The organism is Pseudomonadota bacterium (assembly GCA_026388315.1).
Lineage (GTDB): Bacteria > Desulfobacterota > Syntrophorhabdia > Syntrophorhabdales > Syntrophorhabdaceae > MWEV01.
Window position 1 is genome coordinate 60,402 of record JAPLKA010000024.1, and the last position, 15,365, is coordinate 75,766.

Sequence of the window (15,365 nt, forward strand, 5' to 3'; positions counted from 1 at the left end):
TCGGCATTGTATCATTTGTGCTGAAGATGTCTGAAGGAGGCGGTATATGCTTGACCCCGTCAGTCTAAAGATGTTTTTCCGGTGTATGTGTCAAAAATCTGCCAGAGTAACAACAAATACCAGCCAGGTAACGGTTTCCGCCCTACCCGGACAACGCTCTGCAGATGACATGTCCCAACTCTCGCCTCTTTCGCGTCTCCTGGATAAGATCACCTCTCTTCTGAACTCCCTTGGCGGCAATGCCCCCGGTGGACAACCGGCGTCCGGGGATACATCGATGGAGACGGGCGTCTCGCCCAAGGGCATGACGAGTGACCTGGCCGATGTCCTGTCTGATTCAAACGCAAACGATAAACAGGGTGCTGTCCTCAACGGAAAGATGGTCACAGAGGGGGTTGTCCTCAACGGAAAGATGGTCACAGAGGGGGTAATCTTGCTTGTCGATAGCATCAATCAGGTGCTTTCGGATATCGATAAAGAGGTTGCAGGCATGCGCGAACAGCCGGATGTCTCCCATAGACAGACGATAGAGCTATCCGGGATAAAAAAGGATATTATTAATGTTGTCCTTCTTGGTTCCGATGATTCAGTGAGTGAAGCGGTTGCGAAGATTGGTATTTTTCTTGAAAAGAATGGTCTTTTAAGCGTCAATAAACAGTCACTCGAATACCGTATGAATGCCAATGTTAATGACACGGTAAATGTTTTAAAAAATGTTTGCGACACACTCTATGAAAGAATTCATCTTCTGATTAATGCAGGTGCACTGATGTATGCTGTATCGGAAAAGACGCAATGGGGTCGTGGAAACGGCACCGACAAGGCACAAGCGCTTCTGGATAAATCATTCAAAGAGCAGGCGGAAGCCCTTGAAAGCAAATTGAATACCGTTAAGGTGCTCATCGAGGGTTCATACAGCCTGCAGGGATTTTTGCAATTATCCCCGACGGATGGCAACAATGAATAATACCGAGTCGCCTTCATCCGCCCCTCTTTGTTGTCTCCTCCTCGCATTCCTCGACGTACTACAAGTACGCCTTCGTCGGCTCGTCGTCGTCGCCTCGATGTGCAAATGAATACAACTCGGTATAAAGTTTCAATAACGGCGATAAAAATATCAAAGGGCGTATGATGAGTTTGGAACACATGCGGAATTTCATTGATCTAACCTTGAAGGCCCTGGATGAGGCCGATGCTGATGCGTTCATCGAGATTCTTATGACACGTGAAAAAGAGAGAATGCAGGTAATGCAGGAAGATATGCACCTGGATGAAGAGGTAATAAAGAGTTGTATTGAAAAGGAAACGCGACTCATGGAACGCCTGGAGAAGGAGAGAAGCAGGCTTTTCAAAGAGATGGACAATCTCTCGCAAAGCAAAAGGGCAGCAAGGCGGTACTCGCCCAAATACCCTTTCCCGCCTATGCCTGTTTTTTTTGATAAAGAGGGCTAAATTTTACTTAAGTTTTAAAAATATTATCCGATAACGATAATAGGTGATGGAATGACAATATCTGATTTCCAGATTAGTAGTGTTATAAAAAGTTACACAATGAGTATGAAGGCTAAAGCGAAGGCCGACGAAAAAGAGCCGACGAATGGCAGCGTTGTGCACGAGGATCAGGTAATGATATCAGAAGACGCAAAAAGAATGTTATTTGAAAGAATAGGGGAGCAGATGTCGGAAAGATTTAAGGGGCATGATGAAGAAGGATATGTTATTTCGACTACTTATAGTGGATGACAATGCAGAGATCAGAGAAATTGTTCAGGAATATCTTAGTGATAACGATTGTCTGGTCGAAGGGGTAAGCAATGGGAGAGAGGCATTAGAAAAATACAACACAAACCCCTATGACATTATCGTTACAGATTTAAAAATGCCGGAACTATCCGGTATAGAACTGATAAAACTCATTAAACAAAAGACTGATATAACGGAATTCATTATTATCACAGGATATGCATCTGTTGATACCGCAATAGAAGCAGTAAAAATCGGCGCCTTTGATTACATCGTTAAGCCTTTCAGAATGGAAGAACTAAAGGTTGCGATAAAAAACGCCAAAGAGAAGATTATCCTCAAAAGAGCTAACGAAGAGCTACTGGGAAAATTGAAAATGTTTTATTCTGAAATAGAAAGATACAAGCAAAACGATAAGGATATCCCGGAGCTGAAAAATGTAGAGCAGGGTTATGATACTGAAAAACTTGTCGATAAAATAAAGTTTCTGGAAAAGCTGACGAAAAAACGTTTGATGATTGATGAAAACGCTAAGGATTAAGCCATGATCGAAGGGACAAACATCCTGATTGTTGATGATAATAACGATATAACATGCATCCTCTCCGACTTTTTTTTATTAAATGATTGCAACGTCTACACAGCCCCAACAGGTAAAAAAGCGATAGAACTTATCGGCAAAGAAAATATTGACGTAGCGATACTCGATGTGAAACTGCCTGATATAAACGGCATTGAGCTTCTCGATACAATAAAAATAGAGAACCAGACTGTTGCAGTAATAATGATGTCCGGCTATAACGACCATAATGCTATCATAGAAGCCATGAAAAAAGGGGCATCTGATTTTTTGCTGAAACCATTTGAGCTCGATAAGTTGATCCTTGTTATGCTGAGGACATTACGGGAAAGGTCTTTGTTGATTGAAAATGAACATATCTACAAAAGCTTAGAGGACAAAAAAAAGATTGAACTCCTGAACAGAGAACTACAGGGAAAGATCAAGGAACTGACGATGACGTATAACATATCGAACCGGTTCAACTCACTCAATATCTACGATGATATATACGAAAAGATGCTTGATATTATTTTCGATGTACTGGATGTAAGGCTTTGCAGATTCTATTTTTTTGATAGCTGCAGCAAGGAACCTATTCTCTACAAAGAAAAAAGGGGGAGCAATGGTGTTGCAGTTGACAGTAAAACATTCCTTTCGGAAGAATTTCTCCAACATTTGCATACCCCAAAAAAATGCCTGATCAGAGACAATCAGTTGTTTCTACCTATCATGATCAAGGACGAATACATAGGTTTTGTAATGGTTGAGAGAAAAAGAAATGGATCAGAAATAAACAACTACTACCACGACAGCGACGTATTTTTCCTGAAACTCATAGGAGAGAAGGCATCCACACAGATTGAAAATAGAATTTTATATGAGAGCCTTTTTGAAAATGTCTTTCAGACCCTTACATCTCTTATAGAGGCAATTAACAAAAGGGATTCATACACGGAAAGCCATTGCAAAAGGGTTACTGATACGAGTCTGCTTTTAGCAGAAAAAATGGGGCTGGCTGGCTATGAAAGGGATGTCATTAGATTTGTGGGACCTGTCCATGACCTCGGCAAGATAGGCATACCTGACTCGATACTGCTTAAACCGGGGGTGCTTACAGAAGAAGAATATCAAATAATGAAAAGTCACTCCATTTTTGGTGAAGAGATTCTTAGCAGGTTCGTAATCCTCGCCAGGGAATCAAAAGTAATAAGAAGTCATCACGAAAGATATGACGGCAAGGGCTATCCGGACGCGTTATCCAAAGAAGACATACCCGTCAGCTCACGAGTCATTGCCGTATGTGATACCTTCGATGCCATGACCACAAATAGGCCATACAGGAATGCGATGAAAAGGCAGGATGCTTTAAATGAAATCAAAAGATGCGCAAACAGTCAGTTCGATCCTTCGATAGTCGAATGCTTTATTACGATGATGGAGAATGACACAGATGACAGAGACTGAAAAAAGAGAATATTTCAGGATTGAGGATCGGCTTTCAATAAGATTGAGGATAATCACTCATGATGAATTTATGGCGATAGAAGATACAGTCAGATTCAGCTCCGCAAAAACTGCAGGAGACCTGAAGGAAATACAGTTTTTAAAAGGAATAGTAACAAATGAAGAGAAGGAAAAGGAGCAGCTCTACACCTATCTCCAGGTTATTGATAAGAAACTGGATATAATGCTCGATTATTTAAGCGAAACAACGGATACCGGGCCTTATATTACAAAATATCTTAAAGTCGATATAAGTGGTTCAGGTATCGGGTTTGTTTCTGATATTGAAATGAAAGAAGGGGAATACGTTGAGATAAAAGTTGTATTACCGATATATCCCCATTTAAAAATTACAACATTGTGTCGTGTTTTGAGAAGTGAAACGCGCAAGAAAGATGATAAACAGTTCTGGGAGGTTGCATTGGGTTTCCTTGTTATCAACGATAACGACAAGGATCTCCTTATTAATTACATCTTTATGAAAGAGAGGGAAATGTTACGCCATAAAAAAGAGTCTACAGGTTGATGGTGTAATGGATATAACGACATTATTAGGGCTTACCGTTGGGATTGGTGCAGTGATTGCCTCTTTTTTGATGGAAGGTGGACACCTCTCTTCATTAATCCAGGCGCCGGCTATGATTTTAGTAATCTGTGGAACATTTGGTGCAGCCATTGTTACTATCCCTTTCGCCGAGTTAAAAAGCTTACCAAAATTAATAGGCATTGTCCTCTCCGATAGGAAGCTAAATTCCCAACAACTTATCGACCTTATCTGTGATCTTGCCTATAAATCCCGGAAAAATGGTCTTTTGAGTCTTGAAAATGAGCTTCCTAAAATTAAGGATTCTTTTCTGAAGAAGGCGGTGCAGCTCTCCGTTGACGGATTTGAAACGAACAAGATTAGAGAGATACTTGAGATAGAAATGGCATATATTGAAGAGAGGCATAAGGTTGGGGCAGCATTTTTTCAGAAATTGGGGGGTTTTTCTCCCACCTTTGGTATAATCGGTACCGTTCTCGGCTTGATTCATGCATTAGGGAATATGGAAAACAGCGCAGGCATGGCATCATCAATAGCGACAGCCTTTATCGCCACGCTCTGGGGTGTTGCGCTTGCAAATATTATTTATTTGCCTATATCAGATAAACTCAAGGCTAAACATCAATACGAGGCGCTTCATCTTGATATCATTTGTGAAGGTGTTATCTGCCTCTCCATGGGAGATAATCCAAGGGTCATACGGATGAAGCTCATGTCATTTTTACTTCCCAATAAGAGAAGTGGTGATATTTAATGAGGAAAAAAAACAACAACGACGAGCGTGAAAATCTCGAAAGATGGCTTCTTACATACGCAGACCTCATCACTTTATTGCTTGCCTTTTTTATCATGATGTACACATTCTCAAAACAAGATGCACAGAAATATGATGAAGTGTCGGCTCATCTTAAGGCCATTTTTTCAGGCGGTTCAGGTCTCTTGCAACAAGGGAAAGCAATGGGTGCATCTCCCTTAGAATCGCCGTCCAATGCAAACTCAACAGAGGCAATAAAGGAAAAGCTCAAGAATGAGCTTAAAGAAATATCCGGTGAAAATAGCTTAAAAAATAGTATTTTTATCTTTACAGATGCAAGAGGTGTTGTTATCAGGATAATGGATAAGGCGTTTTATGATGAAGGGAAGGCTGATCTGAAACAGGGTGCAAAAAATGCCCTCGATAAAATTGTCCCTACTATGAAAGAGATAAAAAACCATATCAGAATTGAAGGTCACACAGACAATACACCTATCAGCAAGGGGGAATTTAAGTCCAACTGGGAGCTTTCGGTGAGAAGGGCTACGGAGGTTGTAAGATACCTTATTGAAAAAGGACCAATACCACCTGAGAGGATATCTGCAACCGGCTATGCTGAATACCGACCGATAATCAACAACGATACCCCTGAAAACAGGGCATTAAATAGAAGAGTAGAGATCATTATCGAGAACACCAAATATTAATAACAAACAGACAACAACAAACAGGCCGCAGAATAAGCATACCGCAAGCTAACCGGATAAACCCGACATGCAGATTGCTTGGATTAAACCTTCGTCTCTGAATGGTTTGTCGAGGAATGCATCTACGTGATGTTCTTTGAGTGATTGCCTCTGGCGTTCGCTCATAAAGCCGCTCGCTATGATAATTTTTATATCTTTGCGTATCTTTCTCATTTCTTTAAGAACTTCATTGCCCTTCATCCCAGGCATTATCATATCAAGGATCACAAGATCTATGGTATGATGAGATTCTTTAAAGATATTGATTGCTTCAATACCGTTTCTTGCTTCAATAACCTGCACTCCTTCCCCGGTAAGTACACCCTTAAGAAATTCCCGTATAACATCTTCATCATCGACAATAAGAATCCGTGATCCTGCTTTAATGTGGTTTTTTGTCACACCTTCTTTTGATACTTCGTTTTCTGTTCTTAATATATTTAGGGGGAGATAAATAATAAATGCTGTCCCCTTTCCCTCTTCACTGTCAACCTCTATGAACCCCCCATGATCATTGATCGTCTTCCTCACAAGATAAAGGCCCATCCCCACATTATTATCTTTTGTCTTTGTGCTGAAATAGGGTTCAAAGATCCTTTTTTTGAGTTCTTCGGTCATTCCCGGTCCTGAATCCTTGATTTCGATAACAACAAATCCTCTCCCGTCTTGCGTATATTTGCGTTCAGTGATTACGTTCAATTGACCCGCTCCGTTCATTGCATCTTTTGCGTTGATAAAGATGTTAAGTAATGCGTTCTGCATCTCTGCCTCATCTCCTTGGGTTGGAGGGAGCTCCTCACACAGGCGCTTATTAACTTCAATATCTTTATAGCTTACCTCGATCAGGAAAACTAAATCATTAAGTATGGCATTAACGTCCACGATACCAACCCGTCTCGCCTGCCTTCTTGAAAAGCTTAAAAGACGCTGGGTGAGTTTTGCAGCCCCTTGAGCAGAATTTTCTATGGCTGTCGTATATTTTAATAATTTATCATCATGTTTGAGAAAATTTTTCATGAGAGAGGCATATCCAAGTATGCCGGTTAAGAGATTATTGAAGTCATGCGCAATGCCACTGGCAAGAAGGCTGAGACTTTCCACTTTCCCCTTCTGTAGTGTTTGTTGATTCTCAATATTTTCCTCAAGGATATCGCGTAAAATAACACATTTCATATGCCCATCTTCCGGGTGTTCTCCCTTCAACGGAGAGCATCTCATATTGAACACTTTATATTCATGACCCTTAAGATACTCAACTTTTCCATCAAGCGGTTTCTCAGTTGTAATGAGGTCGTTATCAAGGCCATTAAAGATATTGCTGAATTTTTCACCAACTAAATGGTTCTTCTCGCTTTTAAATTCATCCTCAGCCTTTTTATTCGCATAGCAGATGGTACCATTTCTGTCCAATAAAAACAGTGGATCAGGAAACTCGTCCAGCATTTTTTCATAGAGCATGCTATGGGTTTTGCTTTCTACTGGCGAAAGTGTCTTTTGGGGGAGAAAGAGCAATTTATTAAATACATCGCATATCATTCTCAATTCTCTGAGAAAAGGTTCGTCAAATGTCTTGTGTAGTCTTTTCCCTAACATCAGGTAACCGACAATATCCATTTTATTTTTCAGCGGGTACACATAGAGAATGCCGTAACCAAAGACATTATTGAGGAGAGAAGGGGACATGGCACCGGCACACATAGTATTAACTACATCTGAATCAAGATTATCATCAGAATTTTCAATGCTGAAGAACCCGTATTTGCCGGCATCGCCGTTGTTTATTGAAACCCTGCAGACCTCAAAGAGCATTTCTTCTACAAGTATTTCAGGGCCATGAGTAATAAAATTTTTTTCTTTCTCTAAGCACTGCAGCAGGCGCATTATAACAGAATAATTATTTACTGTCCTTTCGTAAAAATCCCATTGATAACTTATCGCTTCAGATATGAGTTTATCGGTTATCATCAACAATTGATATTTAAAACCTCCATATGTTTTTTAATTTCCCTTTCAATATTTTCTTTTTCTTTTAATAAGATAAGGCTTTCCGGGTCTGCATGATAATCGGGGTTGAGAAGGAACCTGTCTGCTGTCTGCGTAATCTTCACAAGATGTTTGTATTCTTCTTCGAAGGGTTGCTGCTCATGGTGATACCTGATGACGTGAGATATTGCCTCTGGAAGTTTCCATTTCATTGCAATAATATGTCCAATTTCCTGATGGTCGATGCCGAATATATTGTTCTCAATTTTGTTGAGTGAATTGCCATTTGTATTTGCCCCACACACTATTGAATTGTAATTATCCACCTCAGCGTAAAACACAATTTTGCCGATGTCATGAAGCAGCGATGATATATATACCTTTTGTGGCTCTTCTGCTAATGTTTTTTCTGACAGAACCTTTGCTGAACATGCCACATATATGGAATGTTTCCAGAAAGTTAGCAGGTCCTCATCCCTGAGCTTAAGTGTTTTTCTGATGTTTTCCATGAACAACAGGCAAACAATAATGCTTTTTGTTTCCTGAAAGCCGATGTTAATTATTGCCTGCGGAAGACTGAAGATTTCAACACCCCGGTTGTAATAGGCTGAATTCGCAATGCTTATTATCTTGGAGGATAAAGAAAGGTCATACCTTATAACATCACTCAAACCCTTGGCAGAAGAGTTTGAGTCATTGAGAATCTTGATTACAGTATCAACAATACCCTGCAGTGATGGAATAATTTTAAGTGCAGCGGCTCTATTTATTAGTGTTTGCCTTACCATAAGATGTCCAATTTGAGATACGCTCTTTTCATAGAAGCATTAGTCATATCTGATCATGTTATTTCTTGGGAAGAAAACCTGAATCCGCTCACTGTTTTCTGTAATTCCATAGAGAGTTCTAATAATCTGTTAGCTATCCCATTAGTTTCTTCCGAAGACTTCGAAGTTTCTTCCGAAATAAGTGCAATTTCTTCAATGTCTTTTGCTATCGTTTCCGTGGTCGATGACATTTGCTCTGTGGCAGAAGCGATCTGTTCCACCATAAGTTCGAGTTCGTTGGCCTTGGTTACAATCGCTGTAAGGGCATCTCCTGACTGTGCCGAGAACGTTACACCTGTGCCGACCTTCTCGGAAACGCCTTTCATTGAATTAACGGCCCCGGTCATTTCTTCCTGAATAGCTTTAATTGTCTCACCTATTTCTGACGTTGCCTTTGCTGTCCTCTCCGCGAGTTTGCGGACTTCGTCAGCAACAACGGCAAACCCCCTCCCCTGTTCACCGGCACGAGCTGCCTCAATAGCGGCATTCAGCGCAAGAAGGTTCGTCTGATCTGCTATATCGTCAATAACACCAATAATGTTACCTATGTGTTTGGAACGATCGCCGAGAGATACAATAAGTCTTCCAAGCCCTTCAACGGTACTGGCAATCTCCTGTACTTCTGCAACTGCCTTGCGGACTATTTCTTCGCCACCCTTGGCAACAGTCACGGTATCTGCTGTATAAGTCGCAATAGAACCTACATTTTTGGCAACATCTGCAACGGTTCTTGATGTCTCTTCGGCTGAAGCTGCTACCTGGGTAGATCTTGTTGCCTGGTCTTTCGCCCTGTGAGACATTTGTCCTGCACTCTCATTCAGCTCCTGACCTTTTGCTGCAAAGCCCTGAGACGCCGACTGGACATCCTTTACAACCTCTCTCCATCTCTCAATCATATTTTTCATGGCACCAAGAAGTTGACCCACCTCATCCTGTCTCTCTACAATTATCTCCATACTCAGATCCCCTTCAGCAAGCTTATTGGCTGACTTGACGAGATACTTCAAGGGACCCAATGTCCTTTTGGTGTAGGTGTATATAAACAGGCTTGTTAAGAGAATTAATATTACGGATATACCACATATAACAAGCACAATACGATTAAAGGCGGCAAAGTAGTGGCTCTTTGGTATTCCGATATAAAGTGCCCCGATAACCAGCCCTTCCTTGTTTTTTAACGGCTCATAAGCAGTGAAGTAGCTAATTCCATCAATATCCAGTGTGCCGCGAAAAGGTTTTCCGTTTTTAATAACCATATCGCAAACGGGAGCTGAAAGTTTCATTCCGGTAATTCGTTTCCCATCTTTATTTACCATATTGGTGGAAATAAGCGTATCATTCATGTAGATGCCCGCCGATCCCCGAAATACCTCTCCCATTTTGTCAACAAGTTGGGCGTCATCATTAAGCCCATAAAAACCCATTAGAAGCTTGTTATCCTGAATGCTGATATTGGTTGCTTTTATCCTCTCTTCTAAACTGGATGTGCTATTCGACAATCCGCCGTCTTTAGAGAGAAGTAGTTCCCAGAATACCTTCACTTCTTCGTCGAGAGCAACGCCAGCTTGTCTTGACATATCGCCCCTTACCTGCCACAAACACGTAAAAGCAGTTACAACGATACTTACTATGACAACAATGGAACTGAAAATTGTAAACTTTTTTCTAAGGCTGAGACTTTTCACTCCGACTAACCCCTTTTTTACTACTTATCCAAATTTATTGATATCTTTATAAAGTATTGCAGTCCTTATTTTATTATCGTTCAATAAAAAAATAACTTAAGTAGTTGTATACAAATAACTGATGTTTTGTGCTCAAATCTTTACAGTCTGATAGCAGGAAAACAGATGTCATACTTTAAATTGAAATGCTTTCTCACGAAAAAGCCCCAGCGATGCATGCGTGACGGCATAGCCTTTATCCATAATTCACAACAAGCCGTGCGATCTCTTCAAGTGGAACCACCTTATTCACCGCATTCAGCTTTATTGCCTCCTTGGGCATGCCGAAGACAACACAGGAGGCTTCATCCTGGGCGATGTTGTATGCGCCTGCCTCCTTCATCTCCAGCATCCCCTTTGCCCCGTCATTCTCACGGCCGCCTCGTTGCAATCGATAAACTTATCTTCATAAATCAAAAACACAGGATCCAGAGATTTTTCGAAGAGCAGGTGAAACTTATTCTCGCTTTCTTTTAACAGCTCTTCCGCACGCCTTCGTTCGGTGATATCTTCATTTGTCCCTTCATAATAGAGTATAGTGCCATCAGGATCGCGAACGGTATGGGCATTGATGGATATCCAGAATGTGCTCCCGTCTTTCCGGTACACCTGGGCTTCAATTCCCTCAACAACACCATGCTCGGTGAGGAGGTGCTTCACTCTTTCCCTGTCCTCCGGGTTCACATAGACCTGGTGCCCTATATCGATGATGCTTTTTGTTACCTCCTCGGGGGATGTAAAACCGAACATCCTTGCGAAAGAGGAGTTGACACTGAGATACCTGCCTTCCAGGGTTGTCTGAAAGATGCCTTTGATAGCATTATTGAAGATGCTGCGGTATTTCTCCTCACTTTTGTAGAGGGATTCTTCCGCCTGTTTCCGTTCCGTAATATCCTGGATCAAGGCAATAAGATAATCGATAGAACCATCGTCTTTTTTTACAGGGTTAGCTGAAATAGCTACGTCGATAATTGCGCCATCTTTTCTGATATAATGTTTCTCTGGCACATAGCCTGCAATTTCCTCTGAATGCATCCAATTGTAATATTCATTTAATTCATGTCCTAAATCCTCTTTCGGTGTAAGATCGGCCCAGGTTGTTTTTAAAAGCTCTTCCCGTGAATATCCTACCATTTCGCAGAATCTGTCGTTTACTTCAAGCCATTGCATATCAGGTGACACAATGGCGATGCCGATTAGCGGGAGATTAAAAAGGGCATGAAAACTGTTTTCACTTTTCCGCACGTCATTAATAGATTGCTCCTTTATTTTCCCTTCATCACTCATGGATTGTGTTCCTTAAAATAGACACCCCGTTCCTCCAAAGAATTTATTTTTATTCATTATTATAGAATATATCCGGCTAAAGAAAAGCACTATTGGGGGGGGAGCGAAGTCCCTTATATGAAAAAGAATTAGTCGGGGGGGGTAGTGACAAACTTCCTTTTTCTTTCTGAAACTAAAGTGTGTTAGCTCAGAAGGGGCTTCGCTTTAGAAGATTCACTTTTGTGTTTCATGAACGTTGAAAAGGTTCTAAAAAGACACTATGTCATTGCCAAAATTTCCTCGAGCATCTCACCTCATGTTAAAATAGCTCAACGTTGTCTCCAAAATCTTTAGAATCGACCGCTGTTACGCCATGTTTCTCCAATTTTTTCGAAAGGCACGGCTTGCCGGGTACATCCTGGCCAAAATATGATCTGTGTATTTGCCGCTCCTGATGCATAGTGTACTTGCTGACAAGCTGCTTTATATAATCCATTTCCACGCCTTCACCATTACATGGCAGGGTTTCCCTGGCATATGCAACCAGTTCTTGCAAGCCACCGGTAATGCTGCTTATAATTTCATCAGCCCTTGTATGGGCGGTTACACTGTTAATTAAAAACCCTATGGCGTTCGAAAGATCTTTGGTTTCACCTTCAAGACTATGCAGCAACAGGAGAAGGCTATGATTTGTTTGATCGAGCGAAACATGCAGGCCCTCCATAATACCCGTTATGTCTTCTGTTTTTCCGTAGTTTTCACTATCTGTGCCGCTACCATCTTTCTCAAGCTCCCGTGCGGCGTCACTGATACTTTTCAGTATTGCGGTAATCGCCAATGTCTGACCTCTGGCGCTGTACGACAATGTCCTTATGGCTTCGGCAAGTACGCTGAGCGCTGCGCCTTTTTCCCCCGCATGTGCTGCCTTTATCTGTGCGTTTATTGCGATCAGTTCAATTTCTGACCCGATCTCTTCAATATCATTAACAAACACAGAAAGCTCGCGGATTGTGTCGGATACCGAACGCACAGCATCCGATAGCTCATTATCCAATTCCTTATTTTTATTAAAAGAAGTTGTTATGGTGGATATGGAACGACCAAGTTCGGACATAAAAGAAGTGCTGCCTCCACCGGCAACGTTGTTTAGTTTTGCTACCTCTTCTGACATTTCTAAAACACGGTTTGTCAGACCTCCAAGACTTTCAATAATCCTGTTAACGGCTGATATAAATTCGTTTTTTGCATTTTCAAGCTGTTGGATCTGAAGCTCGCCAATATCTCGTATTGCATATATACATACGTTTCCATTGCTGTCTTCATTAGTTGCTGCAAGGCAGACCTCATCAAATATATCAGTCACATGCTCTATCTGCTGGCGGGTGATATCGTGAACTTGCAATGATGATACCACCTCCGATATATCAGACGAAACCTGCTCAGACTGTATGGCTAAACGCTGAACAACTCCGGACGACTGAATACGCTTTTCAGATAACATTTGAAGGTCTGCTGTGATGCTATCGAGCACGGCATGTGTTATTTCATTCTTCGAATCCTTATAAGAAAACATCCTGTAAAGAACCTGCCGCACCTCTTCCTGCAACAGTGAAAGACCTTTATGGATATCCGCCGTCTTTGAATCTATGACAACAGACAGCTTTTCTATGTCATCTGCCAGGATATTAAAACTGTTATCACTACTCGCAAGACGAGCATTCTCTATTTTTGTTGCAACACTGAGGACACGAAGATGTTTAACTATTCTTTTAAAAATGTCTAAGGGCACGTTCGTATTTTTGCCGATATCCAGCATCTTCTGCAATACTGTGGAACTGTTATTCAATTTAAGTTCGGAATATTGAAGACGTTCCTTAATCATTTCAAATGCACTGTGAAGTCTTTCTGTGTCCTCTGAAACTTTATCGCTTGTGATCAGTTCAACGGATGAGTTCGCTGTTCTCGAAATCTTCGTTGCCCTTGAAAAGACACCGTTCATACCGGCGCCTATGGAAAGAAAATCATTCTCAGTTGATCTGTTCAGCGCTTTAAGTTCTTCTGCATATTGTTTGATCATGCCTGCAAAATCATGTTCTTTATTTTTGAAAATCACGTCGTTACTGTCCGTAGGGGCAATCGGTAGGGTAAATTTCTTCATCTATATGTATTTTCGGATTTATGTGAGAAAACTTAAGCGGACTTATAAGTAATGTCAATTCATTTCAGGGACTCTGCACTGGTTGTTCGAATTCCGTAATTGCCCGTGTTTCCATTGACAAAAGGTCATACAGCTTAAGGCCAATCTTTGATAACAGATCGTTCAACTCATCAAATGACTGCTGTTCCAACTTCTCTATGATAATCAATGCAGTACCCAGAAGCCCTTCTTTCTTTAGAAGGGCATCCGAGATCTCCAGGGAAAGGTCGAACTCCCGCAAGACCTCCTCGAGGGGCCTTTGAAAAAGGACATCGATAAGGGAAAAGAGCCCTGCCATAAAGGCGCCTCCAGCAGTCGCCGCGTTGCCTGTAACCTTAAGTACGATAAGCTCCATTAATCTTCCCCGCATCGCAGCACGCTCTAAGAGTGGATTTGTCTTGATATCCGCTGACTCGCCAGCAAAGAGAAGCAAAGTAACCCACTTCTGGAGGTTTCGGGTACCAAGCATCATGAGTGCCTGCGGGATGGAGCTTATTTTCTGCCCTGTGTAAAATGCAGCAGAATTGATGTATTTCAGGAGCATAACATTCAATCCAGCATACTTTTTAAAGATCCTTTCCAGGAATGAATATTCTTCATCCCGTGAAAGCCCCCTGTACAACTCTATCAGGGCTAAATGAGCTGGTGAGAGCCTCTTGGCTTTGATGACCGATGGTTTTGCGAAAAAGTAACCCTGGAATAATTCATAACCGAGGTCCAGACAATATTCAAAATCCTCTTTTGTTTCTACCTTTTCTGCGAGAAGCTTCACAGGATAGTGTCTCATCACCTCACAGATCTCTCCAAGTTTTTCCCTGCCACAGGCCATCAGGTCTACCTTGACGTAGCTTATAAGCTCGATGATGGAATGAAAGGGGTTTTCAATGATAAAATCGTCAAGGGCAAACTGGTAGCCATCTTCTTTCAATTTTTTACAGAGTTTCACCACCTTGTCTGTAATCATTACTGTTTCGAGTATTTCAAAGACAGTAGAGCCTTTTGGCATCAAATCTATCACGGGGCTATCAAGGATATCGGCATCAACGTTTACGAAACACCTTTGATCTCCAATAAGCTGCTTGATACCAACATTGTTGAGTGCATTGGCTATGACACTTGCTGTTGCCCTCGCGCTGTCAGTTACCTGTGCGGATAGCATGTCACCGCTCCTGAACAGGAGTTCGTACGCCACAATCCTGTTCTGTTTGTTCAGGATTGGCTGTCTGCCGACAAATGCATCGCTTATTATATTCTCATGCATAATCAATTACATACATCGGGAAGAATATCATGGTTGAAAAAGACAATACAAGAGAATTTATCCCCCTAAGTTTTACATTCCCTTTCATCAATCTCTCTTAAATGATTGACGCAAGGGGTGCAGGGTACCCTCATGTCTGAAATAGAGGTTTTTTTCTTAACTTCATAAGGATATTATGCTATAGGGCATAATAACAAGATATGTGCTGTAGCAGCAATTTTTGGAGAGGCCCACGTGAATGAACAGTACTAAACC

General features: G+C 41.5%; 14 protein-coding genes and 1 pseudogene. 8 read left to right on the plus strand and 7 right to left on the minus strand.

Annotated features, from left to right (window positions below):
* Positions 1–46: 46 nt before the first annotated feature.
* The 8 genes from NTX75_02430 to NTX75_02465 all read left to right on the plus strand — a co-directional run bounded on the left by NTX75_02430 (position 47) and on the right by NTX75_02465 (position 5,813).
* Positions 47–967 (plus strand): hypothetical protein, encoded by a 921-nt coding sequence (locus NTX75_02430; GenBank protein ID MCX5815085.1) that lies wholly within the window; start codon positions 47–49, stop codon positions 965–967.
* A 161-nt stretch (positions 968–1,128) separates the two neighbouring features.
* The gene (locus tag NTX75_02435) at positions 1,129–1,452 is read left to right on the plus strand and encodes a hypothetical protein (protein ID MCX5815086.1); all 324 of its coding nucleotides are present in this window, start codon (positions 1,129–1,131) and stop codon (positions 1,450–1,452) included.
* 51 nt (positions 1,453–1,503) lie between these two features.
* Positions 1,504–1,743 (plus strand): hypothetical protein, encoded by a 240-nt coding sequence (locus NTX75_02440; GenBank protein ID MCX5815087.1) that lies wholly within the window; start codon positions 1,504–1,506, stop codon positions 1,741–1,743.
* Positions 1,715–2,284: a response regulator gene (locus tag NTX75_02445; GenBank protein MCX5815088.1), complete on the plus strand. Its 570-nt coding sequence runs from the start codon at positions 1,715–1,717 to the stop codon at positions 2,282–2,284. Before NTX75_02440 ends, NTX75_02445 begins: the two co-directional genes overlap by 29 nt.
* Before the next feature lie 3 nt (positions 2,285–2,287).
* Positions 2,288–3,769, plus strand: coding sequence for a response regulator (locus NTX75_02450; GenBank protein MCX5815089.1), 1,482 nt, complete (start codon positions 2,288–2,290; stop codon positions 3,767–3,769).
* Positions 3,756–4,334 (plus strand): PilZ domain-containing protein, encoded by a 579-nt coding sequence (locus tag NTX75_02455; protein MCX5815090.1) that lies wholly within the window; start codon positions 3,756–3,758, stop codon positions 4,332–4,334. The genes NTX75_02450 and NTX75_02455 overlap by 14 nt, the downstream gene beginning before the upstream one ends.
* Positions 4,335–4,341: 7 nt before the next feature.
* Positions 4,342–5,106 (plus strand): flagellar motor protein, encoded by a 765-nt coding sequence (locus NTX75_02460; GenBank protein ID MCX5815091.1) that lies wholly within the window; start codon positions 4,342–4,344, stop codon positions 5,104–5,106.
* Positions 5,106–5,813 carry a flagellar motor protein MotB gene (locus tag NTX75_02465; GenBank protein MCX5815092.1) on the plus strand — a complete coding sequence of 236 codons (708 nt, stop codon included), beginning with the start codon at positions 5,106–5,108 and terminating at the stop codon, positions 5,811–5,813. Before NTX75_02460 ends, NTX75_02465 begins: the two co-directional genes overlap by 1 nt.
* A 48-nt stretch (positions 5,814–5,861) precedes the next feature.
* Here the strand turns inward: NTX75_02465 and NTX75_02470 are convergent, their stop codons facing one another.
* From NTX75_02470 to NTX75_02500, 7 genes and pseudogenes are all read right to left on the minus strand, one after another.
* Positions 5,862–7,817: a response regulator gene (locus NTX75_02470; GenBank protein MCX5815093.1), complete on the minus strand. Its 1,956-nt coding sequence runs from the start codon at positions 7,815–7,817 to the stop codon at positions 5,862–5,864.
* The gene (locus NTX75_02475; GenBank protein MCX5815094.1) at positions 7,817–8,623 is read right to left on the minus strand and encodes an HDOD domain-containing protein; all 807 of its coding nucleotides are present in this window, start codon (positions 8,621–8,623) and stop codon (positions 7,817–7,819) included. Before NTX75_02475 ends, NTX75_02470 begins: the two co-directional genes overlap by 1 nt.
* 53 nt (positions 8,624–8,676) lie before the next feature.
* Positions 8,677–10,347, minus strand: a complete 1,671-nt coding sequence (locus NTX75_02480; GenBank protein ID MCX5815095.1) for a methyl-accepting chemotaxis protein — start codon at positions 10,345–10,347, stop codon at positions 8,677–8,679.
* Positions 10,348–10,582: 235 nt separating this feature from the next.
* Positions 10,583–10,756: pseudogene (locus tag NTX75_02485) on the minus strand (chemotaxis response regulator protein-glutamate methylesterase).
* Positions 10,726–11,673 carry a PAS domain S-box protein gene (locus tag NTX75_02490; GenBank protein MCX5815096.1) on the minus strand — a complete coding sequence of 316 codons (948 nt, stop codon included), beginning with the start codon at positions 11,671–11,673 and terminating at the stop codon, positions 10,726–10,728. The pseudogene NTX75_02485 and the gene NTX75_02490 overlap by 31 nt, the downstream one beginning before the upstream one ends.
* A 298-nt stretch (positions 11,674–11,971) precedes the next feature.
* Positions 11,972–13,810 (minus strand): methyl-accepting chemotaxis protein, encoded by a 1,839-nt coding sequence (locus NTX75_02495; GenBank protein MCX5815097.1) that lies wholly within the window; start codon positions 13,808–13,810, stop codon positions 11,972–11,974.
* Between the two features lie 64 nt (positions 13,811–13,874).
* Positions 13,875–15,110 (minus strand): EAL domain-containing protein, encoded by a 1,236-nt coding sequence (locus NTX75_02500; protein MCX5815098.1) that lies wholly within the window; start codon positions 15,108–15,110, stop codon positions 13,875–13,877.
* Positions 15,111–15,365 lie beyond the last annotated feature (255 nt).

Bases quoted from the DNA above. Each gene is read 5' to 3' on its own strand.
- NTX75_02495 (MCX5815097.1), bottom strand. From the start codon at position 13,810: ATGAAGAAATTTACCCTACCGATTGCCCCTACGGACAGTAACGACGTG.
- NTX75_02465 (MCX5815092.1), top strand. From the start codon at position 5,106: ATGAGGAAAAAAAACAACAACGACGAGCGTGAAAATCTCGAAAGATGG.
- NTX75_02435 (MCX5815086.1), top strand. From the start codon at position 1,129: ATGATGAGTTTGGAACACATGCGGAATTTCATTGATCTAACCTTGAAG.
- NTX75_02450 (MCX5815089.1), top strand. From the start codon at position 2,288: ATGATCGAAGGGACAAACATCCTGATTGTTGATGATAATAACGATATA.
- NTX75_02500 (MCX5815098.1), bottom strand. From the start codon at position 15,110: ATGCATGAGAATATAATAAGCGATGCATTTGTCGGCAGACAGCCAATC.
- NTX75_02445 (MCX5815088.1), top strand. From the start codon at position 1,715: ATGTTATTTCGACTACTTATAGTGGATGACAATGCAGAGATCAGAGAA.
- NTX75_02470 (MCX5815093.1), bottom strand. From the start codon at position 7,817: ATGATAACCGATAAACTCATATCTGAAGCGATAAGTTATCAATGGGAT.
- NTX75_02475 (MCX5815094.1), bottom strand. From the start codon at position 8,623: ATGGTAAGGCAAACACTAATAAATAGAGCCGCTGCACTTAAAATTATT.
- NTX75_02455 (MCX5815090.1), top strand. From the start codon at position 3,756: ATGACAGAGACTGAAAAAAGAGAATATTTCAGGATTGAGGATCGGCTT.
- NTX75_02460 (MCX5815091.1), top strand. From the start codon at position 4,342: ATGGATATAACGACATTATTAGGGCTTACCGTTGGGATTGGTGCAGTG.
- NTX75_02440 (MCX5815087.1), top strand. From the start codon at position 1,504: ATGACAATATCTGATTTCCAGATTAGTAGTGTTATAAAAAGTTACACA.
- NTX75_02430 (MCX5815085.1), top strand. From the start codon at position 47: ATGCTTGACCCCGTCAGTCTAAAGATGTTTTTCCGGTGTATGTGTCAA.
- NTX75_02490 (MCX5815096.1), bottom strand. From the start codon at position 11,673: ATGAGTGATGAAGGGAAAATAAAGGAGCAATCTATTAATGACGTGCGG.